Source organism: Peptoclostridium acidaminophilum DSM 3953 (assembly GCF_000597865.1).
In the GTDB taxonomy this organism is placed as follows: Bacteria; Bacillota; Clostridia; order Peptostreptococcales; family Peptostreptococcaceae; genus Peptoclostridium_A; species Peptoclostridium_A acidaminophilum.
This window is the reverse complement of record NZ_CP007452.1, coordinates 795144-820278: the sequence shown is the minus strand read 5'-3', so window position 1 is coordinate 820278 and position 25135 is coordinate 795144. Positions and strand designations below refer to the sequence as shown.

Annotated in this window: 22 protein-coding genes; 7 read left to right on the top strand and 15 right to left on the bottom strand. The window is 44.6% G+C overall.

Annotation, left to right across the window (positions count from 1 at the left end):
* The first annotated feature begins 83 nt into the window (after positions 1-83).
* Positions 84-821 (top strand): metallophosphoesterase family protein, encoded by a 738-nt coding sequence (locus EAL2_RS04120; protein ID WP_025435146.1) that lies wholly within the window; start codon positions 84-86, stop codon positions 819-821.
* 174 nt (positions 822-995) lie between these two features.
* Here the strand turns inward: EAL2_RS04120 and EAL2_RS04115 are convergent, their stop codons facing one another.
* The gene (locus tag EAL2_RS04115; RefSeq protein ID WP_025435145.1) at positions 996-1850 is read right to left on the bottom strand and encodes a YitT family protein; all 855 of its coding nucleotides are present in this window, start codon (positions 1848-1850) and stop codon (positions 996-998) included.
* Positions 1851-2101: 251 nt separating this feature from the next.
* Here EAL2_RS04115 and EAL2_RS04110 point away from each other — a divergent pair, with 251 nt between their 5' ends.
* The 3 genes from EAL2_RS04110 to EAL2_RS04100 are packed head-to-tail and all read left to right on the top strand — an operon-like array spanning position 2102 to position 5157.
* Positions 2102-2527, top strand: a complete 426-nt coding sequence (locus EAL2_RS04110) for an FHA domain-containing protein (RefSeq protein WP_025435144.1) — start codon at positions 2102-2104, stop codon at positions 2525-2527.
* 13 nt (positions 2528-2540) lie between these two features.
* Positions 2541-3767 carry an FtsW/RodA/SpoVE family cell cycle protein gene (locus tag EAL2_RS04105; protein WP_025435143.1) on the top strand — a complete coding sequence of 409 codons (1227 nt, stop codon included), beginning with the start codon at positions 2541-2543 and terminating at the stop codon, positions 3765-3767.
* Positions 3760-5157: a peptidoglycan D,D-transpeptidase FtsI family protein gene (locus EAL2_RS04100; RefSeq protein ID WP_025435142.1), complete on the top strand. Its 1398-nt coding sequence runs from the start codon at positions 3760-3762 to the stop codon at positions 5155-5157. The genes EAL2_RS04105 and EAL2_RS04100 overlap by 8 nt, the downstream gene beginning before the upstream one ends.
* A 239-nt stretch (positions 5158-5396) precedes the next feature.
* Here the strand turns inward: EAL2_RS04100 and EAL2_RS04095 are convergent, their stop codons facing one another.
* The 5 genes from EAL2_RS04095 to EAL2_RS04075 form a co-directional block, all read right to left on the bottom strand.
* A complete protein-coding gene (locus EAL2_RS04095) occupies positions 5397-6713 on the bottom strand; it encodes a hemolysin family protein (protein WP_025435141.1) in 1317 nt (438 codons plus the stop codon).
* Positions 6714-6980: 267 nt separating this feature from the next.
* Positions 6981-7760, bottom strand: a complete 780-nt coding sequence (locus EAL2_RS04090; protein ID WP_025435140.1) for an ABC transporter permease — start codon at positions 7758-7760, stop codon at positions 6981-6983.
* Positions 7760-8395, bottom strand: a complete 636-nt coding sequence (locus EAL2_RS04085; protein ID WP_025435139.1) for an ABC transporter ATP-binding protein — start codon at positions 8393-8395, stop codon at positions 7760-7762. The genes EAL2_RS04090 and EAL2_RS04085 overlap by 1 nt, the downstream gene beginning before the upstream one ends.
* Before the next feature lie 97 nt (positions 8396-8492).
* Positions 8493-9443, bottom strand: a complete 951-nt coding sequence (locus EAL2_RS04080; protein ID WP_025435138.1) for an acyltransferase — start codon at positions 9441-9443, stop codon at positions 8493-8495.
* Positions 9444-9451: 8 nt separating this feature from the next.
* On the bottom strand, positions 9452-9646 hold the full coding sequence (locus tag EAL2_RS04075; protein ID WP_025435137.1) for a YwbE family protein: 195 nt from the start codon (positions 9644-9646) through the stop codon (positions 9452-9454).
* Between the two features lie 196 nt (positions 9647-9842).
* On the opposite strand from EAL2_RS04075, the gene truA reads away from it, so the two are divergent.
* Complete coding sequence (gene truA, locus EAL2_RS04070; protein ID WP_025435136.1) at positions 9843-10583, top strand: tRNA pseudouridine(38-40) synthase TruA; 741 nt, start codon at positions 9843-9845, stop codon at positions 10581-10583.
* Between the two features lie 84 nt (positions 10584-10667).
* On the opposite strand, the gene uraA is transcribed toward truA, so the two are convergent.
* From uraA to EAL2_RS04040, 8 genes are all read right to left on the bottom strand, one after another.
* Positions 10668-11936 carry a uracil permease gene (gene uraA / locus EAL2_RS04065; RefSeq protein WP_025435135.1) on the bottom strand — a complete coding sequence of 423 codons (1269 nt, stop codon included), beginning with the start codon at positions 11934-11936 and terminating at the stop codon, positions 10668-10670.
* 88 nt (positions 11937-12024) lie between these two features.
* Entirely contained in the window at positions 12025-13926 is a 1902-nt protein-coding gene (locus EAL2_RS04060) for an ATP-binding protein (protein ID WP_025435134.1), read from the bottom strand.
* Between the two features lie 238 nt (positions 13927-14164).
* The gene (gene ltrA / locus EAL2_RS04055; protein ID WP_242842517.1) at positions 14165-15397 is read right to left on the bottom strand and encodes a group II intron reverse transcriptase/maturase; all 1233 of its coding nucleotides are present in this window, start codon (positions 15395-15397) and stop codon (positions 14165-14167) included.
* Between the two features lie 78 nt (positions 15398-15475).
* Complete coding sequence (locus tag EAL2_RS15795) at positions 15476-15601, bottom strand: hypothetical protein (RefSeq protein WP_278246852.1); 126 nt, start codon at positions 15599-15601, stop codon at positions 15476-15478.
* 144 nt (positions 15602-15745) lie between these two features.
* Positions 15746-15910 (bottom strand): hypothetical protein, encoded by a 165-nt coding sequence (locus tag EAL2_RS15420; protein WP_158408885.1) that lies wholly within the window; start codon positions 15908-15910, stop codon positions 15746-15748.
* Between the two features lie 40 nt (positions 15911-15950).
* Positions 15951-17348 (bottom strand): group II intron reverse transcriptase/maturase, encoded by a 1398-nt coding sequence (gene ltrA / locus EAL2_RS04050; RefSeq protein WP_025435132.1) that lies wholly within the window; start codon positions 17346-17348, stop codon positions 15951-15953.
* Between the two features lie 526 nt (positions 17349-17874).
* A complete protein-coding gene (gene ppnP, locus EAL2_RS04045; RefSeq protein ID WP_025435131.1) occupies positions 17875-18186 on the bottom strand; it encodes a pyrimidine/purine nucleoside phosphorylase in 312 nt (103 codons plus the stop codon).
* Positions 18187-18225: 39 nt separating this feature from the next.
* Complete coding sequence (locus tag EAL2_RS04040) at positions 18226-19491, bottom strand: O-acetylhomoserine aminocarboxypropyltransferase/cysteine synthase family protein (protein WP_025435130.1); 1266 nt, start codon at positions 19489-19491, stop codon at positions 18226-18228.
* Positions 19492-19839: 348 nt separating this feature from the next.
* Here EAL2_RS04040 and EAL2_RS04035 point away from each other — a divergent pair, with 348 nt between their 5' ends.
* Positions 19840-20424, top strand: coding sequence for a DUF937 domain-containing protein (locus tag EAL2_RS04035; protein WP_025435129.1), 585 nt, complete (start codon positions 19840-19842; stop codon positions 20422-20424).
* Positions 20425-20501: 77 nt separating this feature from the next.
* Here EAL2_RS04035 and EAL2_RS04030 read toward each other — a convergent pair whose 3' ends face one another.
* Entirely contained in the window at positions 20502-21551 is a 1050-nt protein-coding gene (locus EAL2_RS04030; protein WP_158408884.1) for an SLC13 family permease, read from the bottom strand.
* Between the two features lie 335 nt (positions 21552-21886).
* Between EAL2_RS04030 and carB the strand changes: the two genes are divergently transcribed.
* Complete coding sequence (gene carB, locus EAL2_RS04025; protein ID WP_025435127.1) at positions 21887-25111, top strand: carbamoyl-phosphate synthase large subunit; 3225 nt, start codon at positions 21887-21889, stop codon at positions 25109-25111.
* Positions 25112-25135 lie beyond the last annotated feature (24 nt).

Genomic DNA, 25135 nt, shown 5'->3' with positions numbered 1-25135 from the left:
TATATATAAAAATAAAATAATGGGTACATAGATTATAAAGATATCGGCTTTAATATTACATGATCCTAAATGGAGGAATCCTATTGAAAATTGCTCTGCTTTCAGACTGCCACGGCAACATAGCCGCACTTGAATCTGCAATGAAAATAGTTGAATCGCAAAAGACTGATCAGATTTATTTTTTGGGTGATATGGTGGGCTACTACCCAAACCCTAATGAGTGCCTGGAAATTGCAAAAAAACACAATTGCCTAATGGGCAACCACGAATACGCCTGCATACATCCATCCTATTCCAAACTTTTTAACTCCGCCGCTCAAAACGCCATAAGATGGACTAAAAACAACCTAACTGTCGACAATATTGATTATATAAGCAAGCTGTCCTACACCTTGGAGGACATGGATGCCAAAATTAAAATGGCCCATGGGGCTTTGACTAATCCTTTCGAATATATCCAAAGCAAGGTTACTGCGTTTGCAAATTTCGAACTTTTCACAGAACAGATTTTGTTTATTGGACATACCCACAGAGCAGCAGTATGGACTCAGAGTCTAAATGAGCCCTATGACATAAAGCTGACTGAGGTTTGGGAAAGCTTCACATTCGATTTGGAAAGTGACAAAAGATATATCATAAACATAGGCTCAGTTGGCCAGCCTAGAGACGGCAATCCGAATGGGTGTTTTGTCATTTTCGACTCATTGGAAAAAAACATCAGATTCATAAGGTTCGAGTATCCAATAGAGGTGACATATCAGCGAGCTCTTGATGCTGGAATGGACTCCATGCTCTGCAACAGGTTGTTTGCGGGCATATAGACTATACCTGGCAAGGCAAATAGGCAATGCAATTCTGCCATAACAGTAAGGAGAAGTTATACCACACACGCACAATAGTATGACTTCTCCTTTATATAATTCTCTATTTTAAGAAAGATGTATTTTCTAATTGTTTATAGCTTTATCATGATTTTTGTAAGAAGCTCCAAACTTTTAGTGTATAGCCTTCTTCTTGTACTTCTTGCCTGAAACCTCGACGCTTCCAATCGTCATGAGTGCATTCTCATCAAAACCGTGGACAATCGATTTTAGCTTTGCAATCTCAAGACGCGACACTATAACATATATGACATCAGTTTCGACTCCCATGTATGCCCCCCTGCCGTCAAGCAGAGTGAGCCCCCTTCCAAGCCTGTCCATTATGGCTTCTGAAATGTCCTTATGCTTTTCCGATATTATGATAACAGCCTTAGACTCGTCGATACCTTCAACTGTAATATCGATTACCTTGAAAGCTATGAAATATGCTATCAGCGAATACATTGCCCTGTCCCAACCGAAAACAAATCCTGCGCTGCTTAGTATGAACAGGTTGAAGAACATTACTATTTCACCTATTGAGAAACTGTGCCTCTTGTCGAGTATTATGGCAACTATCTCAGTTCCATCCAGCGAGCCTCCGTTTCTGATTATCAGCCCAACTCCCGCGCCTAGTATTATCCCGCCAAATACCGAAGCCAGCAGGACATCATGTGTAATCTCAGGAATAGGCTGCATAATAGACACGCCCACCGAAAGGCATGCGACTGAAAATAACGTCGACAGCGTAAAAGTCTTTCCTATGTGGTTGTAGCCTATTACGAGAAACGGTATGTTGAGAACGAATGTAAAAAGTCCCAGCGGCAACTTCGTCAGATGGCTCGCTATTATCGATATTCCGACGACGCCTCCGTCGATTACGTTGTTTGGAATAAGGAATACCTGGAGCGCTATTGAGGCAAGGGTGGCGCCGAGTACCATGAATATTACCCTGCTTATGAAAGATATAATCTTGTGTTTTTTAGGCATATTGGATCTCCTGTCAATACTAATAACCTGACTGCGATTACGAATTTTAATGAATATTCTATACTTATTAATTTATCCCCAAATTATATCGAAGTAAACGGCGTATAATTTATCAGGCAAAAAACCGGACCGCGCAAGCGTACGGTAGCCAACATCGAAACAAAATTGTGCTCTTGCATGTGGATTTTAGCTTCAAATAGTGATAATGTAGAAGTTGGATAATCAAAGTTATATACAAGGCAGGGATCAAAATGTTCAATATACTCTCACTGTTTTTCAGGTATCTATTTATCATAATCATATACTTGTTCATATTTGCCATTATAAGACTCATTTATCTTGACATCAAAGGCGTCGCTACTCTAAAAAGCGCCCGCTCGTATCTCAAGCTTATTGTCATGAAGGAATATCTTCCTTTCCAGGTTAATGACATGTATGCAATAAACAAATCAATCACCATAGGAAGAAAGCAAGGGAATGATATAGTAATAAACGATCCGTACATGTCGAGCGAGCATTTGAAAATAGCAGCTAACGGCAATCACTTTATACTGACTGACCTTGGCAGCTCCAACGGGACTTATATAAACGGGGAGCGCATAGAAGGCGCGGTTGAACTTAAAAACAACGACCGTATCAGACTTGGTCAGCTTGAATTCCTATTCGTAGCCAAGTAAAGAGGGATGACACATGATTAGAAAGCTTTTATCTTACAAGATTCCACAAAACCTAATACTCACTATCGACATTATGGCCATTCTCCTGCTGAGCTTCTATGGCGGCAGCTTTGACAGCTCAGTGCTGATTTTGGGCGTGCTTTTGTCTCTTATAATATACATCTCCAATTATGCTCTGCTTAAAATATCGCCCGGAGACCATTATATGTTTCTTATAATAAGCATGCTGGTAAGCATCGGTGTCATAGTCATATACAGGTTGAGTCCGGATTATGGCTTCAGGCAGGTCAAGTGGTTCGGCCTTGGCATAGCTGCGTATTTTGCGTTCTACTTCTTCACAAAACATGTGCCGCTTCTTCGCAAATGGACTATTGTTTATGCCGCCCTTTCGTTTGCGCTGTTTTTGGCGACCCTGGTGCTGGGCGTGAAGATTAAAGGCTCAACCAACTGGATTCAAATTGCAGGTCACAGCTTCCAGCCTACGGAGTTCATAAAGATACTCCTTGTTTTCCTGCTAGCCTCTTACTACACCCTCAATAAAAAGCCATTCAATACATACTGGCTTTTGGGAATAATATACGCGTTCATAGGCTTCCTCTTCATCCAACGCGACCTTGGAACCGTCATGATTTTTTATTTCGTATTCATGACGATATTCTATATATTCGAAGAGGACAGAAAGCTTGTCTACTATAACATACTTGGAGCGCTGCTTATAGGTATTGCCGGCTACTTTGCAGTGAGCCATGTGCAGGTTCGGATTACCGCTTGGCTTGAGCCTTGGAAATATGCCGACAGCATGGGCTACCAGATAATCCAGTCGCTTATTGCAATAGCATCAGGAGGATTCTTTGGAACAGGCATCGGCCTTGGCCATCCCGAGTTCATTCCCGAGGTCCATACGGACTTCATATTCTCCGCAATATGCGAGGAGATGGGTATACTCGGGGGCATTGGAGTAATAATGCTCTTTATGATACTCGTATACAGGGGCTTTAAAATCGCCCTTAACCAGGACGACAGATTTTTCAAGATAATAGCCCTTGGCATAACAACCATACTGGGATTCCAGGCCTTCATAATAATAGGAGGCGTAATTAAAATGATTCCGCTTACAGGTGTCACTCTGCCGTTTGTAAGCTACGGAGGCAGCTCTCTCATATCCAGCTTTGCCGCGCTTGGAATTCTGCAGGTAGCCTCTGAAAAATCGCAGACAGCACAGGAGGGCTCTAATGGATAAGACCGACAAGAGAATAATAAAGGTCCTGACAGCCTTAACCCTCATGTTCATGGGCCTTGTAGTATACCTGACATATTTCCAGGTATTCCAGGCATCGAAGGTTGTCAACAGTAACTACAACAAGAGGCTCTGGGCCAACGAGGAAAGCGTACTGCGCGGCACAATATACGATAGAAACGGCAGCGTGCTGGCCTACAGCGAGAAGACAGAAAACGGCCAAACCCGCCTGTATCCCTTCGGCAATCTCTACAGCCATGTCATAGGCTACAGCTACAGGGAATACGGAAAATCGGGACTCGAAGACTCCTACAACAAGGAGCTTCTCAACTTGTATAAAAACCCAATAGAAGAGATAACCCAGAAGATTACTGGTCCCAGGAAAAATGGGAACAATCTTGCGCTCACGCTAGACAACTCGCTCCAGGATAAGGCCTCAAAATACCTGTCAGGCAAAAAAGGCTCCATTATTCTCATGAATCCTAAAACCGGAGAAATATACGCCATGGTGAGCAAGCCCGATTTCGATCCGGCAACGCTCAAGGAAGACTGGGAGGACATCGTCGAGAATCAGGACAGCCCATTTATCAACAGAGCCTCTATGGGGCTCTATACTCCGGGCTCTGTATTCAAGATAATCACGGCAACAGCCGCCCTTGAAAAAGGTCTAAGCAGGAGCTATGACTGCAAGGGCAGCATAGTAATAGAAGGCTATGAGCTGCGCGACTACGGCGGAAACTCACACGGAAGCGTCGATCTCAAAAAGGCAATGGAGGTTTCCTGCAATTCGGCCTTTGCAAGCATGGGGCTTGAACTTGGCAGCGCTGCTCTTCGCGACACTGCTCAAAATTACCTGTTCAACGAGAAGATTCCTTTCGACATAAAGACAAAGGACTCAATATTCCCCGAGGGCGGCATGACAAAGCCTGAGCTTGGAGCAAGCGCCATAGGCCAGGGCAAGATACTCGTCACACCGCTCAACATGCTGCTTGCCACAAGCGCGATAGCCAACGACGGAGACATCGTAAAGCCTTACCTCGTGCAAAAAGTCATCTCGCCCGAAGGCAGTGTTCTAAAGGAAACCACCCCAGACATACTTGCCACTGCAACCGACGCGCTCACAGCTCAAACCATTAAGGATATGATGGTAAACGTTGTGGACAATGGGACAGGAAAAAACGCCCACATCAGAAATGTTAAGGTGGCGGGCAAGACAGGTACAGCTGAAAATGAGACAGGCAAGGAGCATGCCTGGTTTGTGGGCTTTGCCCCGGCGGACGATCCTAAGGTTGCAGTTGTAGTAGTGCTTGAAAGCGCCGGCTCCACTGGCGGAAAAAGCGCCGCTCCTATTGCAAGGGACATGATTATAAGCGCTCTGAATAGAATACAGTAACTTCAAGACAATAAAAATAAAAGCTATGAGAAAATGATGCCTCCGGCAGTCAATTTTTCCATAGCTTTTTAATTTTTACAAATCGAAATTGTTGCTTATTGTGCCTGCCTTATTAAAACACTCTGCTGCGCAGCTTTTCCACCCTGTCTTCTATAGGCGGGTGAGTGCTGAAAAGATTGGCCACCCTCTGGGCATTCAGCGGATTCACAATTCCAGCATCATAAGTTTAATCACGTAAATTAATCAAGAACTTCCTTAGAAGAAATATTCACCCTTACCTTTGTTACCCGCTTTTCTTCGACTCTCTCAATTCTAAATATAAACCCATTGAGCTCAACCTCTAGATTTTCGTCTTTTTCAGGTATTCGCCCAAGCTGCCCTATTATGAAACCGCTTAAAGTCTCGTATTCCTCTGTAGGCAACTCCGCCTTCAGATACTCGCCTACATCATCCAGGTTAGCCGAGCCATTTATAACTACTGTGCTGTCATCTATCCTTTCAAAGTCCCTTTCCTCTTCATCGTCTTCGTCAAAAATGTTGCCAACAATCTCCTCTACCAAATCCTCGAATGTAGCAATCCCCGCGGTTCCTCCGTACTCATCAATTATAATCGCCATATGCATCTTGCTCTTTTGCAACTCCTTGAAAAGCTCGTCTGTACGCTTAGATGCCGGCACAAAATAAGGTTTTCTTGCCATGCTCTTTATATTGAATTTCTCTTTATCGCCATTTTCCGTGATAAATCTTAACAAGTCCTTGCCATACAGTATACCAACTATATTGTCTATGCTACCTTCAAACACTGGAATTCTCGAATACCTTTCATTATTTATAATAGAAATCGCTTCATCAAAGTTAGCAGATTCTTCAATTGCTACAATATCAACCCTGTGAGTCATTATGTCCTCGACAGTTTTGTCATTGAACTCGAAAATATTGTTGATCATCTGTTTTTCAATCTCATGTATGGTGCCTTTCTCCTCACCCACATCCACCATCATCCGGATTTCTTCTTCAGTCACCCTATCGTCCTCAGCGTGAGGGTCAACGCCAAACATTCTTACGAAAAAATTAGTCGACGCTGTCAACAATTTTACAAACGGCGATGTTACCGTCATGATAAAATTCAACGGTTCTGCTGCAAACATCGATATCTGTTCTGCCTTTTTCATCGCCAGCCTCTTGGGAACAAGCTCGCCAAGAACCAGAGTAAAATATGACAGCACTAATGTTATCATAAAAACAGATATACCTTTCAGCCACTCAGCTGGTATTGGAACTCCAATATTTTGAACAATTTCCACAATTCTTCCCGAAAAGCTTTCTGATGCAAATGCACTCGCCAGGAAGCCTGCAAGCGTTATTCCTATCTGAATTGTGGCAAGGAATCTGCTGGGCTCATTCAAAAGCTTTTGGAGCAATTTAGCCTTCTTATTCCCTTCCTCAGCCATCAATTTTATTTTATTGTCATTTAGTGTAATCAATGCAATTTCTGAGGCCGCAAAAAACGCGTTCAGCAAAATCAGTATCATTAAAAACAAAAACTCACTAGTCATTTCCTTTCCTCCAGCTGTTAAGTATTTGAAAATAAAAAAAGACACAACAAAACCACCTAAACGGGTTTTATTATGACCTCATGCAATAACGTTTATTCAAATACTTTTTCGTTTTTAACGATACAAAAAAACACGTTGAATTGCAACTTCGTATGTCCTCAGGATTGTCGTCCATTCTATACCCACCCCCGCTTTCTAAAGAATTATTATATATAAATTTACTATATTATACCATACTTTGCAAGCAAATATTCAGCCAGCCGCTTTTTAAAGCAGCTGGCTTTCCTTGTTGAAGAACGTCTTGTAGCCAAGCTGAAGCATAGTTATTACAGACAGTGAAACGGCACCAAGTATACCAAGCATTATCGCTATCTGGTACGCTATGGCCGTTGTCGGAATAGTTCCCGAGAGAATCTGGCCTGTCATCATTCCTGGCAAAAATACAATTCCCATTCCCACCATAGAGTTGATTGTAGGCAGTATAGCCGCATCGAATGTCTTGTTTACAATATCTCTTGCTGCAGCCTCTGGCGTTGCGCCGAGTATTAGCGCTTCTTCAACTATGTATCTTTTGGCAGTCATACCCTCCGTCAGAGAGTTCACTCCCAGGGAAATTCCGGTCATGGAATTGCCGATGAACATCCCTGCAATAGGAATGAAGTATTGCGGATTGTACCAGGGGGATATTCGCACAACAACGAACAGGAAATACAAAAGGCATAGAAGCGTGCCTGCAATAAGCGAAATAGCGATTACCTTCTTCAGCGAATCTGATATACGTCCCTTGAATTTCTTGAAAACCGTATGTACTGCAAAAATTTCCATAAGCACAATTATACCGACTGTCATAAGCGGATCCGGGCGCTTGAATATATAAAGCAGTACATAACCTGTCAGTATAAGCTGCAGCGTCATCCTTATCGAGGATATCATAATTTCTCTTTCCCTCTTGATGCCTCGGACTTTAACGACAAAAAGCACAAATGCCACGAAAACATATGCTGCAAGTACCTGAAAAAAAGACAGATTGACAGCTCCCCCAGTCATTATAATCCCTCCAATGCACATACACCGTTTGACACTTTAAAAACAACGTCAGAATATTTTTGGGCTACGCTTCTTGAATGGGTGACCATAACAAGCGTCTTGTTGTTGCGTCTTACATAGTCGGTTATCATGTCAATTATCAGGCCTTCCGTGTGGTCGTCAAGCGCCGAAGACGGCTCGTCGAGCAGATATACCGGCGAATCCAGCAGGAGTATCCTCCCGAGAGCAAGCCTTTGCCTTTCGCCTCCCGAGAGCCGATCTGACGCTTCCTCAAGCTCTTTTTTAAGGCTCACCTGCTCGAGCACTCTTTTTAAAGCGCTGTCTTCAGGTATTGGCCTGCTCTGGAAATTGAGTCCTGCAACCAGGTTGTCCTTTATGCTTCCTTCAAAAACTACCGGATTCTGAGAGAGCATAGTCACCTGCCTGCGGTGGGCTATCGAATCTGTTTTGCTGAGCTCGCGCCCCTCGTAGAGTATCTCGCCCTGCGTAGGCGAAATCAGCTTGTTGAGCATTTTGAGTATTGTCGTCTTCCCGCCTCCGCTCTCGCCAACAAGCGTAGTCACTTTGCCCTTTTCTATCGTGCCGCCGGGAATGTGTACTATATTCTTGTATTTAACATCCTTAAATTCAAACATCGTCCGCCTCTTTTCTGTTTCAACAACCAAAATCTATTGGTATTTTTTTGAAACCGTAAATATTTTCCTTGATTTATTTTATTAATATGTGGCTACACTATGAACGCATCAGCAGCTCACTTTTAAGGGTTTTGCTTAAATTCAGTATCAGAATCGAAATCACCATAGTCAGAATCGCGACAAGCCAGAGTATTTTGATGCCCAAAACAAACTTTAGTATGTGAACAATGAAAAAATGAATCAAATATATCCCAAAGCTCCGCTGACTAATATACAAGAGAGCTTCTTTTCCTGGCATGTTTTCTTTTTGATAAAGCGCAATAATAAGCAGAGTCATTCCGATTGCAAGAGGAAACAGGCTCGCTCTGTTGTAAAGGTACCCTGTTCTGCCAGTCATATACGGCAGAAGCGTTCCAATTGCAGCTAAAGCCGTAGAAATTATGACTGCAACATTTCTATTCTCCCTGATGTATTTAAACAACCTCGGCGACTCCGCCGCAAGCATTCCCAGAGCTACAAACCCCCACCACTTCAGGGGATTAATGCCGCTGTATGTTATAAGCCTTACGCCAGAATAGCGCTGAATCTCAAGGACTGTGCATAATGCAAAGTTGCTTATGACCATAAACCACATAAAGTACTTCATATACAGCTTGGGCAGCATGTATAGAAACGGTATCGTAAGCGCAAATATCATATAGTGCACTACATAGTAAAGATGGACTGCCGTTTCTCCAAGCAGCACGTCTGAAAATGTGAACTCCTTGCCGTCATAAAAGTAAAAATAAACTCCGTATGCCCATGAATAAAACAGGAATGGGATGTATATCTTTTTAACCTTCCCTATGGCTGACTCCAGCCACGGCTTGAGCGCCGCCCTGCTCATGTAGAAACCCTGAACCATGAAGAATGCCGGCACTGCCCACCTGCCTATCTCCCCTATGAAGATCTCCACAAATCCCTTGCCTCTAAAAACATGCAAGAGCACAACCATTATGCACGCCAGTCCCTTGAGCGCGTCAATTTCAAAATCACGTTTTTTCTCCATACGCACCTCTATTTGACTATTTCCTTTACTCTGCCTACAATGCCGCTCTCCAGCATAACCTTGATTCCATGCGGGTGCGTCCCTGATTTTGTCAGTATCCTTTGAACCACGCCTTCAGTAAGTTTGCCGGAGCGCTGGTCCTGCTTTTGCACTACCCGGACCCTCATGCCCTGCTTTAAGTTGTCTCTCCTTGTTCCACTCATAACGCTCACTCCCTGTTCAATCTGTTATTTTATCATTTATCCTAAAAATCATATGTCTTTCGCAGTCTCTATTTATAGTATATAATAATTTGTAGCTTGGAAATGGTTTTTTAAGTAATAAATTCAAGCATACAAATGTAATTTCTGATTTATCAAAAAAAGTAGATTAGAAAAATAATTATATACGGGAGAAAATATGAGAAACATTAAAATGTCGCTTCAATTTGAAGGCACAAGGTACTCGGGCTGGCAAAGGCTAAGCGAAAACGACAACACGATTCAGGGAAAGCTGGAAGACCTTCTCAGCAGAATGACCGAGGAAGATATCAATGTTATAGGCTGCTCGAGAACAGACAAGGGAGTACATGCCAAGTCACTAATGTGCAATTTCTTTACTAAGTCCAAAATGAAGACTCCGGAAATGCTTTCATACATCAACTACTACCTGCCCGAAGACATACGCGTCACTTATATGGCCGAGGCGGGCAGCAAGTTTCATGCAAGACACAATGCAAAGTCAAAGACTTACAAATACACGATAGACAACGGCGAATACTGCGACGTGTTCACAAGAAGATTTGCCAGCTATGTCAAGGGCGATCTGGATATAAAGCTCATGGAAAAAGCTGCGGATTATATAATAGGCACGCATGATTTTGACGCATTTACGACAATGAAGTCCAAAAAGAAAAGCTGCGTACGGACTATAAACAGCATTTCGATTGCAAAAAAAGACAGCTATATCTATATCACTTATGACGGAGACGGTTTCCTCCACAACATGATAAGGATAATCACAGGAACACTGCTAAGAGTCGGTAAAGGCGAGCTTGTGCCTGAAGATGTTGCAAAGATTCTGCAGTCGAAAGACAGGAGTCTTGCCGGTCCTATGGCCGAATCAAAAGGACTTTGCCTTATTCAGGTAAACTACAACTAGATTTTGATTAAATAGCAAGGGCTGCATCGCACCGGAATATTTTCCTATGCGATGCAGCCCTTTTTAGTTGTATATTTGGTTCTATTATTCGTTTAGCAGCTTCGCAACTTCAAGCAGCTTGAACACTAAGCTTATAAATATTGCGACAACTGTTGCAAGCGCCATTCCCTGAAGCGATACTGTGGCAAATTTAACCGAAGCCCCTGAAAGACCTATTATCAGAACAACTGCCGTTAAAATCAGGTTCTTTGGCTTTGAATAGTCAACCTTCTCTTCCACAAGCATTCTGATACCAGATGCAGCTATTACTCCAAACAGGAGCAGCGAAACCCCACCCATTACAGGCTGTGGTATTGTAGTTATTGCAGCCGAAAACTTTCCAAAGAATGCAAGGAGCATTGAAATTATAGCGGCTCCTCCGATTACCCATACGCTGAACACCTTTGTTATGGCAAGCACACCTATGTTTTCTCCATAGGTTGTAGAAGGCACGGAACCGAAGCATCCTGAAATAATTGTCATTATGCCGTTTCCAAACAGCGATCGGTCAAGTCCCGGGTCTTTTACAAGGTCCTTGCCAACTATATTTCCCGTTACGACAAGATGCCCTATATGCTCAGCTATTACAACAAGCGATGCTGGTAAAATAGTGAGTATGGCTCCCATTTCAAATACGGGCCTGTATATTGTCGGAGTCGAGAATATCGCGGCTGACTGTATCGCCCCTGTGTCTACAATCCCAAGGGCCAATGCAAGCGCATAGCCTGCAACAACTCCTATAAGTATAGGTATTATAGCCATAAATCCTCTGAACGCCACTGAACCGATTATTACAACTGACAAAGTAACTATTGATACTGTTAAAACCTTTGGATCCATGAACAACGAAGGGTTGTTTTCATCGTATACGAATCCTGCCATTTTAGCTGCTACAGGCGCAAGCTCCAATCCTATGATGGCAACTATGGCACCCATTGCCGCCGGAGGAAATACTACATCAACCCACTTAGTCCCGAATAATTTAATTAAAAATGCCACTAAAACAAAAACTAATCCTGAAGCTATGAAGCCTCCCAACGCGGCATTATATGAGCTTGATTTCATAACAATAAAAACCGGGGCCAAAAAAGCAAAGCTGCTTCCCAGAAACGCGGGTATTTTTCCCTTTGTGATTATAAAGTATATTATTGTTCCAAGTCCGTTGAAAAACAGCACTGTTGCCGGGTCTATCCCGAACAACATAGGAACAAGCACTGAAGCGCCAAACATGGCAAACAGGTGCTGAAAGCTCAGCGGCAGACTTTGAATGAGCGGCGGTCTTTCGTCAATCCCGATAGTTCTTTTAGTAGACATACTCCCTCCAGATATTTAAATTTTTATACAAACGAATTAATTCTAGCATATCGAAAAGAATATATCAACCGAACAATTGTGCTGAATTTTACGATCCAAGAAGAATTGAGTGTATCTCCACACCGTATCTGCGTATCAAATCCTGCTTTGCCTGCCTGTATGCGCCCCTGTGGCCCTTCTGGGTTGTCCTGTCAACGTACCTTCGGGCAAGCTCATCTGTTATCACATCAAGCAAAAGCTCGGCAAGCAGGAGGCGCGCTCCGTCCTTGAAATGGCCTTGCCCGTTAACATAAAGCCTTACAGTCGGAGCTTCCGTATTTATTAGAATCAGGCGCTCCTCGGGGCTGTAGACAGCTCTTTCGATATCGTTGTTTAGATTGCGCAGCTCGTATCCTCTGAACATGTCAACCGAATTGTCCATGTTCCACGGCGCAGGCGGCTTTCCTGACGGATGACCATAGCCTTTGCCCGATGCGCTCTCGGCAATCACAATCTCACAAAACGCAGAATATGGTCCCGAAGTGACCCCAAGTCTGCCCTTGGCTCCTATCTCGGAGCCTGTTATCGTCCACTCGAAGCGCCCGTTCTCCGGAAGGTCAGCGACAGTCATATCCTCAAGATAAGGCTCCGCCTTTATGCTCTCAGGCAGTTGATATTCGAAGGTGAGTATCTCCTGCTCCATAAGCTGGCTAAGGTCAACTATCATTGCCGCGTGAAACGAGTGATTCACCTTCCTGTAATAAAAAGGTGTGCTAAAGCGCAGGACTGCAGGTCTTCCGGTGTCGAACGGCCCGTATCTGCCCGAGCCGGGACCGGGCGGGAGTATTATGCCCAGCTCCTCAACTGCAATCTTGTTCATCCTCTGCAGGACGTGCTCAATCATCATCTGGGTGCGTCTTGAGGTCGTAGCATGGTCTATGTGGCTGAGCCTCTGCTGCTCCTTTCTTACTGCTTCTGCAATCATATCGCTTACAGCGTCGGCAAATGCGGCCACGAAAGGCTCCTTGATATTCAGACCCGCCCTCTCGTCTCCTATTATCGGGTGTCCCTTGACAAGCATCTGCGCCAGTCCCGGACATTCTACAACTCCATGCAGATATTCCGTGCCCAGCTGGTTTTCGAAGTGGAAGAACTGGCAGTCGAATACTGCCGTGTCAGAAATGACAAGCAGGCCGCTTGTACGCTCGTCGCCTTTCAGTACAAGCTCTGCATTCTCCGCTTTTTTGAGCGTAAGCGTAAAATCGTATTCCGCTCCCTCGTATAAAAAGGCCCCCCCCGCATTCGGCCCTATTATAGTCTCCGACTCGGGCTCTTCATATTTAAGCAGAAGCGATGCCCTCTTTTTTCCCGTCACATTCAGGTTTGTCAGCTCGACACTTCTACGCTGCAGAACGTCCCTGAGGTATATGTTGTTTGTAATGGCCGCTACAAGCGAGCTGAAATACGGTATGCTGGTTTGAGGATTCTCCACTATTATGGTAATGTGCGTGCCGTTGCAGCCTTTCCGAATCTTCAATCTGTCGTAATCATCGTCCTCAGACGGCCTGTCGCCATCCCAGTCGTCATACATATATCCTCCGTCTTCAGTCCTGAAGAGGTCCACCCTTGCATACCTGCCGTCATGCAGCGATTTTATCCAGCCGTAGCCGAGACCGTATATGGCCTGCTTCATGCCTCGTCCGAAATACCCTCTTCCACCGGCTTCTCCCTGGGCCATGAGGCTGTGGGCGCCTCCGTATGAGAGCACCTTGCGTATGCGCTCATAATCCATGCCCTCCGCCTCATCTGTTACTGCTATTATCGCTCCGTTTTGATGCCTCTCGTAGCTTATGCTTATTTTCCCGCTGACCTCCAGCCCCTCACGTTCAAGGCGCGAATAGCTGTCGTCGCTGTTTGTGATTAGTTCCACCAGCGCCTTTTCAATTGAAGCAAAACGCCTTGAATCTATGTCTATAACCCTTTGATCTACAGGCAATGCCAGTACTGCCATGGCAATCATCCTCCAAGTTTTATTGTGCAAAGCTGTTTTTATTAATTATAGCCATATTCTGCCTGATACAAGCAAAAACTTGAAATCCCTGCGATTAATGCGAATCGAGTAGGAGGCTGACGATTAGTTCATCAGCCGACCTCTCAGTCGAGTAAGCAAGGGGAGTTTCACCCCGAGCTTCTCACAGAACCGTACGTGAAAGTCTCCCTTCATACGGCTCTTATCATTCATAACCGCATTAACTGATATACCGAAGTTTCCAATGTGCGAATAGTCCCGGCTCTCTGCTTTTAACCTCAGAGAGCCATTTTTCTGCCCGTCTTCTATGTCCCCTAAAGTGTTTGAACTTACACATCGCCCACTTTACGAGTCTTCTATCTACGCAGTCCAGGGAGTATTTCATGGCTGACGGATTGTACTTGCTGAAATAGTTCATCCATCCCCTCACTATCGGGTTTATGATTTCAGCTATGATGTTTATGGAACTCCCAGTTCTTTTGTGAATTTCCAAGGCCTTGATTTTATCTCTAAAGCTCTTACAAGACGTTTTGCTTACGGATGCGATGAAGTTATACCTTAGAATTCCGTCCCTGCACTTGATATTCATCGCTTTAAATGTGTATCCGAGAAAATCAAAGCTTCTGACTGGATAGTTTTCCTTCCTGTCTTTATCGTGACAGTAAGCAATCCGAGTCTTTTCGGGATGAAGTTCCAATCGACATTCCAACATTCTTTCCGTCAGCGCTTGCTTCAGCTGTTTGGCTTGTGTAGGCGTTTGACAATGAATAACGGCATCATCGGCGTATCTCTCAAAAGGACATTTCGGATAATTCCTTTCCATCCAACGGTCAAACGCATAGTGTAGGAACATGTTCGCCAACACAGGGCTGATAACGCCACCTTGAGGGGTTCCGGCTTTCCGAGCTATGTGTTGTCCTTCTTTAGTTGTGAAAGGGGCTTCGAGCCATCTCTTTATATAGAGCTTGGCCCACTTTTCATCCACGTGCTTTTCTACCACGCGCATGAGAAGTTCATGGTCGATATTATCGAACAGACCCTTCACATCCAGTTCTATCACGTAGTCGTACTTCCAGCTTCGCTCACGGGCTCTTCCCACTGCTTCTAATGCAGATTTGTTTGGCCTGTATCCGTATGAGTCCTCGTGAAAAATGGGTTCAACCTTAGGCTCGACAATCATTCTTGCTACCATTTGCGCTATTCGGTCGGTGATGGTAGGTATGCCCAGTCGCCTTGTCCCTCCGGTCTTTTTAGGTATTTCAACTGCCAAAACCGGGGCGGGAATGTAGCTTCCTGAGCTCATCCTATTCCATATCTTGTATAAGTTCTTTTCGAGATTTTCATCAAAGACCTCAAAGGTTATGCCATCTATCCCGGCACTTCCCTTGTTTGCCTTCACTCTTTTATATGCCTCAAGTACTACTTTCTTCGGTATTTTGTACGGTTTGCTCATCCGCATCAAATCCTCCTATTTGATATAGTTGTTTTCTGCTTCTGAGCTGAATGATGATGCCCCTTCGCTCCACTGCCATTACAGCAGTTTCATCACTACTACGAACATCTCCGCCCCTGCGAAATGCATCTCTACTTTCAGCTTTGCCTTTCTGTGGCTTAGACTTTTTCGATTACCATCATTCCGCAGGTTCCCATGTTTCATACAGATGCCTGATATATGCTCATGCCGCCTTAATACCGTCCCACAGATAGTCAGCCTTACAGGTATCTTCTATCCTTTTCCTCAATCAGTGGTGAAGAGTTGAGTTTTGCAGGAACTTTACGCTATCGATACTTCATCAGCGGTTCACTTTCGTTCATCTTCACATATCTCACATGACTGCTTGTGCAGCCTTTTCCTTAATCGCTCACTACCACGACTCTTAATCACAGCAGCATTAAGGTTGTTTGACAGGTTTGCCTGTTCAATCCCTGTCGAAGGACCTACCTTCATCATCCGTATGCCTTTCATGGCACACCACCACCGTACGTACCGTTCAGTATACGGCGGTTCAACCGCTTAAGTGCATTTTGCGTAATTGCTCGTACTGCGCCGGAAAGTCATAGTATCCGGCCTGTACGAGCTTTTCATTTGTGATGGAGCGGGATAAAACCGCGCTACCTGCTATACGCCAGTATCCCAGCCGCGTGTTGCCCCATTGGTATGCCTGCCACTCTGGAATGCCCAGTTTCGTCAGGTTCTTCACCCTCGTTCTTGGTTTCTTCCATTGCTTCCAGATATACATGCGAATCCTTCGGCGCATCCATTCGTTCCATTTGAGCAGAGTTCGTTTGATGTCAGCCACATTATAGTAGCCAAGCCATCCACGGATGTATCTTTTGACGTTCTCCATGACCATGCGCACATTCCTTCCCTGATTCCTGCGGGTCAGTTCCTTCAACTTTCGTTTCGCCTTTGCAAGGGATTCCCGGTGAGCTCGTATGTATATTCCCTTTCCGTTCTTCCCGAGGCAAAACCCTAGGAACTTGAAGTGCTTTATTGCAAACACGCTTACCACCTTGCTCTTTTGGGCGTTCACTCTGAGTTTGAGTCTGTCCTCAAGATATCTGCTACAGGTTTCCATTAGACGTACTGCGGCTCGTTTACTTTTCGCAAGCACCACAATGTCATCCGCGTACCTGACTATCTTTACCCCTCGGCCTTCCATCTCCTTGTCGAATTCATTCAGGTAGATGTTGGCCAGTAGAGGCGAAAGCGGCCCGCCTTGCGGCGAGCCTTCCTCAGTTCTGCAGAATACTCCGTTTTCCATGACTCCACTCTTTAGATATTTCTTGATGAGTTCTATCACGCGGTTGTCTTGGAATTTCTTTCGCAGAAGGTTAAGAAGCAATTCGTGATTCAGGGTGTCGAAGTACTTGGACAGGTCTATTTCTACTGCGTATCCGTATCCCTGCTCTGCATAATTTTTCACTTTTAGAATTGCTTGATGTGCGCTTCTTTTCGGACGGTAGCCATAGCTTCCTTCTGAAAATATTGGTTCAAAGATGGCTTGTAACTTCTGCGCTATGGCCTGCTGGATGACTCGGTCTATTACCGTGGGAATCCCCAGTTTTCGCACCCCACCATCGGATTTGGGAATTTCCTTACGTCGCACTGGACTCGGCTTGTAGCTTCCATCCCTGATGCTTTGCAGAAGTTCATCCCTATTTTCCCTTATCCACAAAAACGCATCCTCGACAGTCATTCCATCGATTCCTGGCGCTCCGTGGTTACGCTTGACCTGCTTGTAGGCTCTGTTGAGGTTATCCCGTTCCAGTATCCTCTCGAGCAAGTCGATTGCACCATCTCTTTCTTTGCTCTCCCGAGCGCTGGCGCTCTGCGCTCCTGCATACTCTTCACGTTCCACGCTATCCCTTTGCAGGCAGCCCTCTCGGTATTCTGCTTTCAACGCACCAGCCTCCTTCCGGCTCTTACTCAAGACTTACGATTGTTCAGCCCTTTCCGAAAAAAAAATCGGTACTATGGCCTCTGCTGACTTCTCACGGCAAGCTTTACTCCGTATTTCAGATTTATCTTACTCAACGTCCGTGAGACCTCCCCGGGTAAGAACGATAACCTTCATCCCATGTAACCGCCGCATTTACCGTGTAGGGTTCGGGTAGCATTGGACTTCGTTTTGAGTTGCAAACTCGTCCGCCCTATTTCGGCCTCAATATGCGGTTTCTGTTCGTCGGTTCGGGACTTTGCCTCCGGCTTCCTTCAGATTCCACCTCGCGATGGACACCCTTGCCTTTGACTAACGCTTCCTGCTACCGAGCGCGTAGTGGACTTTCACCACCAAGTTATCGCCCATGCCGGGCGCACAACTAAAAGCGCCTCAATTCTTATATTCTAAGAACTAAGGCGCTAATTTAACCGCGTGTTATTATTCTAATATGGAATAGAACATATTGTATTCAGTGCCGTTTCGCATTCTATAGATACGAGCAGCAATAGTCGGTAGTCTCTTTCACAACAAGGCTGAAGCTTGAATTTGCCGGCACCTCGAAGGATTCTCCGCCTGTGATCGTCTTCCACTCATCGCTTCCTGGAAGCTTGACATCGAGGCTTCCCTGAGTAATCTCCATAAGCTCCTTGCTTTCTGTGCCGAATTCATATTCCCCTGGCAGCATTATACCCAGTGTTTTCTTTTCACCGCCTGGAAACATCACTATTCTGCTTGTAACCTTTCCATCAAAATAGATGTTCGCCTTCTTAACTACTGTAACATTTTCAAACTTGTCCATTTATTTACCTCCGAAAAAGTATTTGCTTGATTTTTATTTTTATATGTTGGCTAGTGCCTGCTCTATGTCTTCAATTATGTCGTCGGCGTTTTCAAGACCCACAGAAAATCTTATGAGTCCACCTGTTATGCCGGCAGCTGCAAGCTGGCTGTCTGTAAGCTGCCTGTGTGTAGAGCTGGCAGGATGCAGCACGCATGTGCGTATGTCTGCAACGTGTACCACATTAGATGCAAGCTTTAAACTGTCCATGAACTTGACAGCCGTATCCCTTCCGCCTTTTATTACAAAGGATACAACGCCGCTGCAGCCGAGGGGCAGGTATTTTTTGCAAAGCTCGCTGTACTTGCCGCCTTCAAGGCTTGGATAGTTAACCGATTCTATCTTGTTTGATTTGCTAAGGTACTCAGCCACCTTCTCGGCGTTTCTGCAGTGCCTTTCAATCCTGACAGGGAGTGCTTCAAGGCCAAGATTGAGCAGGAAGGCTGCATGCGCCGTAGGATATGCGCCTATGTCCCTCATCAGCTGCACCCTTGCCTTTGCTATATAGGCGGCTTTTCCGAAATGCTCGGTATAGACAATCCCATGGTATGAATCGTCTGGCTCTGTGAATTCAGGGAATTTGCCGTTAGTCCAGTCGAAGTTGCCGCTGTCTACAATGACACCTCCAAGCTGCACTGCATGGCCGTCCATGTATTTTGAAGTCGAGTGTATAACTATGTCCGCGCCGAATTCTATAGGCCTGCATAGTACTGGTGTTGCAAATGTGTTGTCTACAATCAAAGGCACATTGTTCTTGTGCGCTATGTTTGCAAATTTTTCAATGTCAAGCACCGTAAGAGCCGGATTTGCTATAGTCTCTCCGAAAACAGCCTTGGTATTGGGCCTGAAATGCTTCTGTATTTCCTCTTCCGAAGCCTCCTGGTCCACAAAGGTGCACTCAATGCCGAATCTTTTCAATGTCACCGCCAGGAGATTAATTGTTCCTCCGTATATTGTAGATGCGCTTATTATGTGGTCTCCTGCCTTCATAATGTTGAGCAGACTTATGAATGACGCCGCCTGGCCCGATGAAGTGCAAAGCGCTCCTACGCCGCCCTCTAGCGCGGCAATCTTGTCCTCAACGGCTCCTACTGTTGGATTTGAGATTCTTGAATACATATGTCCCTCGGCCGTAAGGTCGAAGAGCTTTCCTATGTGTTCTGTAGAGTCATAAACGTATGTAGTGCTCTGGTATATTGGAAGCGCTATTGGCTCGCCGTTCCCCGGATGATATCCTTCATGCAGACACTTGGTTTCGATTTTCATGCTTTGTCATCCTCCCTGTAATTTTTCTCTTATTTTTGTTGTATTTTCATTCTCCAGCTCTGCTGTTTGCCCCATTTATATATTCTATTTATATTTTCTGAATATTATATAATTATAGCATTCTTTTAGCAATACTAAGCAATACTATTGGAATTAACCATATTTTTTTCATCTTGATCTATAGCTGTTTTTTGCAAAGCCACATTCCTTTCAACCGGCAAAACCTCGTCATGACATTTGTTTTTATAACTGCCTGATGGGTATAATAATGACGCATGCAAATGTTGTATGCTCTATTAAAAAACTTAAATTACATCAAATACGTACAGCATACGAGGAGGCGGTTTAATGGATATAATGGAACTGATTACAAGCCAGCTCAGCAATCAGGAAGCCTTAAAAAAATTAGGCAAGTCTGTAAATGCCAATCCTTCACAGGTAGAGCAACTCACTCAAATTGGAATGCCTGTGCTGCTTGAGGCGCTAAACCGAAACAGCAACACTCCACAAGGAGCGGAGGCTCTGGCTAGCGCTCTGGATCGCCATCAGGATGACAACGTTGACGATCTGATTGGATTTTTGGACAATGTTGATACTTCCGACGGCGAGAAAATTCTGCAGCACGTGCTCTCGGACAAGAACGACAGGGTTCAAAGCAATCTGGCAAAACAAACCGGCATGGATGCAAGCCAGGTGTCAGGCTTGCTCGCGCAGCTTGCCCCACTGCTCCTTGGAGCTTTGGGCAACCAGAAGAAAGCTCAGAACCTTGACGCAGCAGGCGTATCAAACTTGACTTCATCACTTACCGGCATGCTGGGTCAATCCGAAAAGGGAGGCCTGCTGGGACTTGCGACGCAGCTGCTTGATGCGGACAAGGACGGAAGCATAATTGACGACATTGGCAACCTTATAGGGAAATTTCTGAAAAAATAATCTGAAATATACATCAAAAAAATAAAAAACCAAGTTCCCTCGGATATACTGTTGAGGGAACTTGATTTGTATGCTTTCTAAGTCATCACCAATACCAAAGTGAGAACCATTCCCACCACCGAGAATATAGCTATATTAATTGCTGTGAAATATTGAAAATATTCCTGTTTGGGATATTCCTTTATATACAGCTTCCAGGAAATCAGATTTGCAAGCGAAGCTATAAGAGAACCCATTCCTCCAAGCGAAACCCCAAGGAGTATTGGCCGTACATCGGCAACAAACGGCGAAAACACTATTGCACTTGGCACATTGCTTATCAGCTGTGAACTGAGCGCAGAAACCCACATGGCATAGACCGGATTTTGCAGATAACCACTGACAATATCCCTCAGTCCACCCACCGCCAATATATTGTCCACCAACAGAAAAAACAGTATGAACGTAGCCAGCAAAAAATAATCCACCTGTAATATAAGAGTTCGGTTCAGGACAAGCACAGCTGCAAATATAACACAGGTTACGCCCTGCCAAGGCAATATGTGCAGAATTGAAAATATTGCTATGACAAACAGCCCTAGATAAGCAGCAATCCTGAGCTTGGATTTTACATTCACCTTTTCCAGATGAAACTCAATCCGGTCTTTTGAACAGCCTTGGGCTGTCAAGTACAGCGCCAGTGCAGCCAGCAAGACAAACTGAGTGGAAATCCCCAGGAAGGAGATTAAGTTCATGTCAAAGTAATTGAACAAAAATATATTCTGCGGATTGCCAAAAGGCGTAAGGCTGCTGCCCACATTTGCACCCACGGTTTCCAGTGCTACCAGCTTGAAAGGATTAAATCCGCCAAGCTTCCCAATCAGCAATGTTATAGGTACAAGGGTTAGCAGTGCAACATCATTAGTCATGAACATAGAAAGCCCCATTGACGTGACAATCAGGGCAATAGCCAGTGAACGCTCATTATGGAATCGCATGCTAATCTGGCTGGCAACATAGTCAAGAAAATGCTCATTTTCAAGAGCAACTGCAACAGCCATAAGATTCCAAAGCGCCGCTATTACCCTCCAGTCAATGGAATCTATCGAGGGAATTCTAAAGAACATGGATATCCCAAGCAAAACCATTAATATAAAAAATAAAATTTCTTCATATAACTTGTCAAAAAAAGATTGCAACATTGATGTATTACTCCTATTATTATTTTTAGCGGAAATGCGGGATACAAAATGCAAGTCTCCTTATTTCTATACCACAATTGCCGCTAGCTGTAAATAATACCGTCAGAATCAACCTGTGTTCTTCAATAAAATTAAATATTAATAATTCTGAATATTTTTCAATATTTAATTTCATTTTGTTCATTTTATTTGATAAAATTTGATATAATAAGTAGTTAGATATTTAGCTTACTAATCGTTAAACCAACCAAATAATATAAAAATTAAATAGGAGGCGAACCATGCCAAAAAGATCTGATATCAACAAAATCCTTATAATTGGATCAGGACCTATAATCATCGGACAAGCTTGCGAATTTGACTATTCCGGAACACAGGCCTGCAAAGCATTGAGAAACCTGGGCTATAAAATAGTCCTTGTCAATTCGAACCCTGCCACAATAATGACAGACCCAGAAACAGCCGATGTGACTTATATCGAGCCGCTGAATCTAAAAAGACTTACCGACATAATTGCAAAGGAAAGACCTGACGCTGTGCTTCCAAACCTTGGTGGCCAGTCTGCTCTCAACCTGTGTTCTGAGCTGAGCGAAGCTGGGGTTTTGGAAAAATACGGAGTCAAGGTTATAGGCGTACAGATTGACGCCATCGAGCGTGGCGAGGACCGTATAGCTTTCAAGGAAGCCATGAACAGACTTGGCATTGAAATGCCGCGCAGCATGCCTGCCTACAGCGTCGAGGAAGCCGAAGGAATTGCGCAGGAGCTTGGATACCCTGTAGTAATACGTCCTGCCTACACTATGGGCGGAACAGGCGGCGGTCTTGTATATAACGTAGATGAGCTTAGAACCATTGCCAGCCGCGGAATAGCAGCCAGCATGGTTGGACAGATACTAATTGAGGAATCTGTGCTTGGCTGGGAAGAGCTTGAGCTTGAGGTAGTAAGAGACTCTAAAAACCAGATGATTACAGTATGCTTTATAGAAAATGTAGATGCAGTCGGCGTTCACACTGGCGACTCTTTCTGCACGGCTCCAATGCTTACAATAAGCCAAGAGCTTCAAGAGCGTCTTCAAAAATACGCATACTCAGTTGTTGAGGAGATAGAGGTAATCGGTGGTACTAACGTCCAGTTCGCCCATGACCCTAAAACCGACCGTGTTGTTATAATAGAAATAAACCCTCGTACTTCACGTTCGTCAGCACTGGCTTCAAAGGCGACAGGCTTCCCTATCGCTTTGATTTCTGCAATGCTTGCCGCTGGCCTTACACTTGATGAGATTCCATACTGGAAGGAAGGCACTCTCGACAAGTACAAGCCTTATGGCGATTACGTAGTAGTCAAATTCGCACGCTGGGCGTTTGAGAAATTCCCTGGAGCAGAGGATCGTCTGGGAACTCAAATGCGTGCAGTCGGCGAGGTTATGAGCATAGGCAAGAACTACAAGGAAGCCCTTCAAAAGGCCATCCGTTCACTTGAAATAGGCCGTTACGGCATGGGCTTCGCAAAAGACTTCAACAGCCGTTCTCTTGAAGAGCTTATGGCAATGCTTTCAGAGGCTACAAGTGAGCGCCAGTTCATAATCTATGAAGCTCTTCGTAAAGGCGCTGACATTGAGCAGCTTTACAAGCTGACACACATAAAGCCATGGTTCCTCGAGCAGATGAAGGATCTTGTAATGCTTGAAGAGCAGATATTGAAATATAAAGGCGAAAAGCTACCTGACGAGCTTATGGTTGAAGCCAAGAAAAGCGGTTTTGCAGACCGTTATCTTTCAATGCTTCTTAATATGCCAGAGGCTGAAATCCGTCAGCACAGAACTGCCCTTGGAGTTGTTGAGGGCTGGGAGGCAGTGCCGGTAAGCGGAGTTGAAGACGCATCATACTACTTCTCGACATACAATGCGCCAGACACGACTACAGCCAGCGACAAGCCAAAGGTAATGATACTTGGCGGAGGACCTAACCGTATAGGCCAGGGAATAGAGTTCGACTACTGCTGCGTGCATACGGCATTCGCGCTTCGCGATCTTGGCTATGAGACTGTAATCGTAAACTGCAACCCTGAGACAGTTTCAACCGACTACGATACATCAGACAAACTATACTTTGAGCCTCTGACAGTAGAAGACGTTCTTAGCATATACGAAAAGGAGAAGCCTCTTGGCGTTATAGTTCAGTTTGGCGGCCAGACTCCTTTGAATATAGCCGAAGAGCTTGAGAAAGCTGGCGTGAATATTCTTGGCACATCTCCAGCAACTATAGACCTTGCAGAAGACCGTGACCAGTTCCGCATGATAATGGAAAAACTTGAAATCCCTATGCCTGAATCAGGTATGGCCGTAAATGTGGACGAAGCCGTTGAAATAGCTAATAGAATCGGCTACCCTCTTATGGTTAGACCTTCTTACGTTCTAGGCGGACGTGGAATGGAAATTGTTCACGATGAGGAAATGCTTCGTCAGTACATGGCTGCTGCAGTAGGTGTGACTCCGGACAGGCCTATACTTATAGACAGGTTCCTAAACAACGCTATAGAAGCAGAAGCTGATGCAATATCCACAGGAAATGACGCTTTTGTTCCTGCAGTAATGGAACACATTGAGCTTGCAGGTATACACTCAGGAGACTCTGCGTGCGTAATACCGCCTACAAGCATTCCACAAATACACCTTGATACAATCGTGGAATATACAAAGAAAATAGCTAAGGAAATGAACGTTATAGGCCTTATGAACATGCAGTATGCAATTGCAGACGAAAAGGTATACGTTCTGGAAGCCAACCCAAGAGCTTCAAGGACAGTTCCTTTAGTATCGAAGGTATGCAACGTATCTATGGCCCGTATCGCAACAGAGATAATGATGGCGGAGTATTCCGGCAAGGAATATTCCATAAGCAATCTTAAGAATAAGAAAATAAACCACTACGGCGTAAAGGAATCAGTGTTCCCATTCAACATGTTCCCAGAGGTTGACCCGGTTCTCGGACCTGAAATGCGTTCAACTGGTGAGGTACTAGGACTTGCCGATTCCTTCGGTCTGGCCTTCTACAAGTCACAGGAGGCTGCTCAGTCTACACTGCCAACTTCAGGCACTGTGCTTATAAGCGTTACAGATCAGGACAAGGCTGCAGCTCTCGAGGTTGCAAAAGAGTTCGCTCAAATAGGCTTCACAATAAAAGCTACAGAGGGAACAAATAAATTCCTGCAGGAAAACGGCGTAAAGTCAGAGTTAATAAACAAGCTTCAGGAAGGACGTCCAAATATTGTTGACGCCATTACAAACAAAGATATAAACATGGTTATAAACACTGCTCTTGACAAGCGCAGCCAGGTTGACGATTCATATATCCGTAAGGCTGCAATAAAAGCCAAGATACCGTACATGACTACTATGACCGCAGCACTTGCAAGTGCAAAAGGCATAGCAGCATACAATGAAGCTGGTTCTAATCAATCACAGCTAAAATCTCTTCAAGAATACCACGCTGATATAACTGAATAAATGAATAAAAAAAGACTGTCTCAG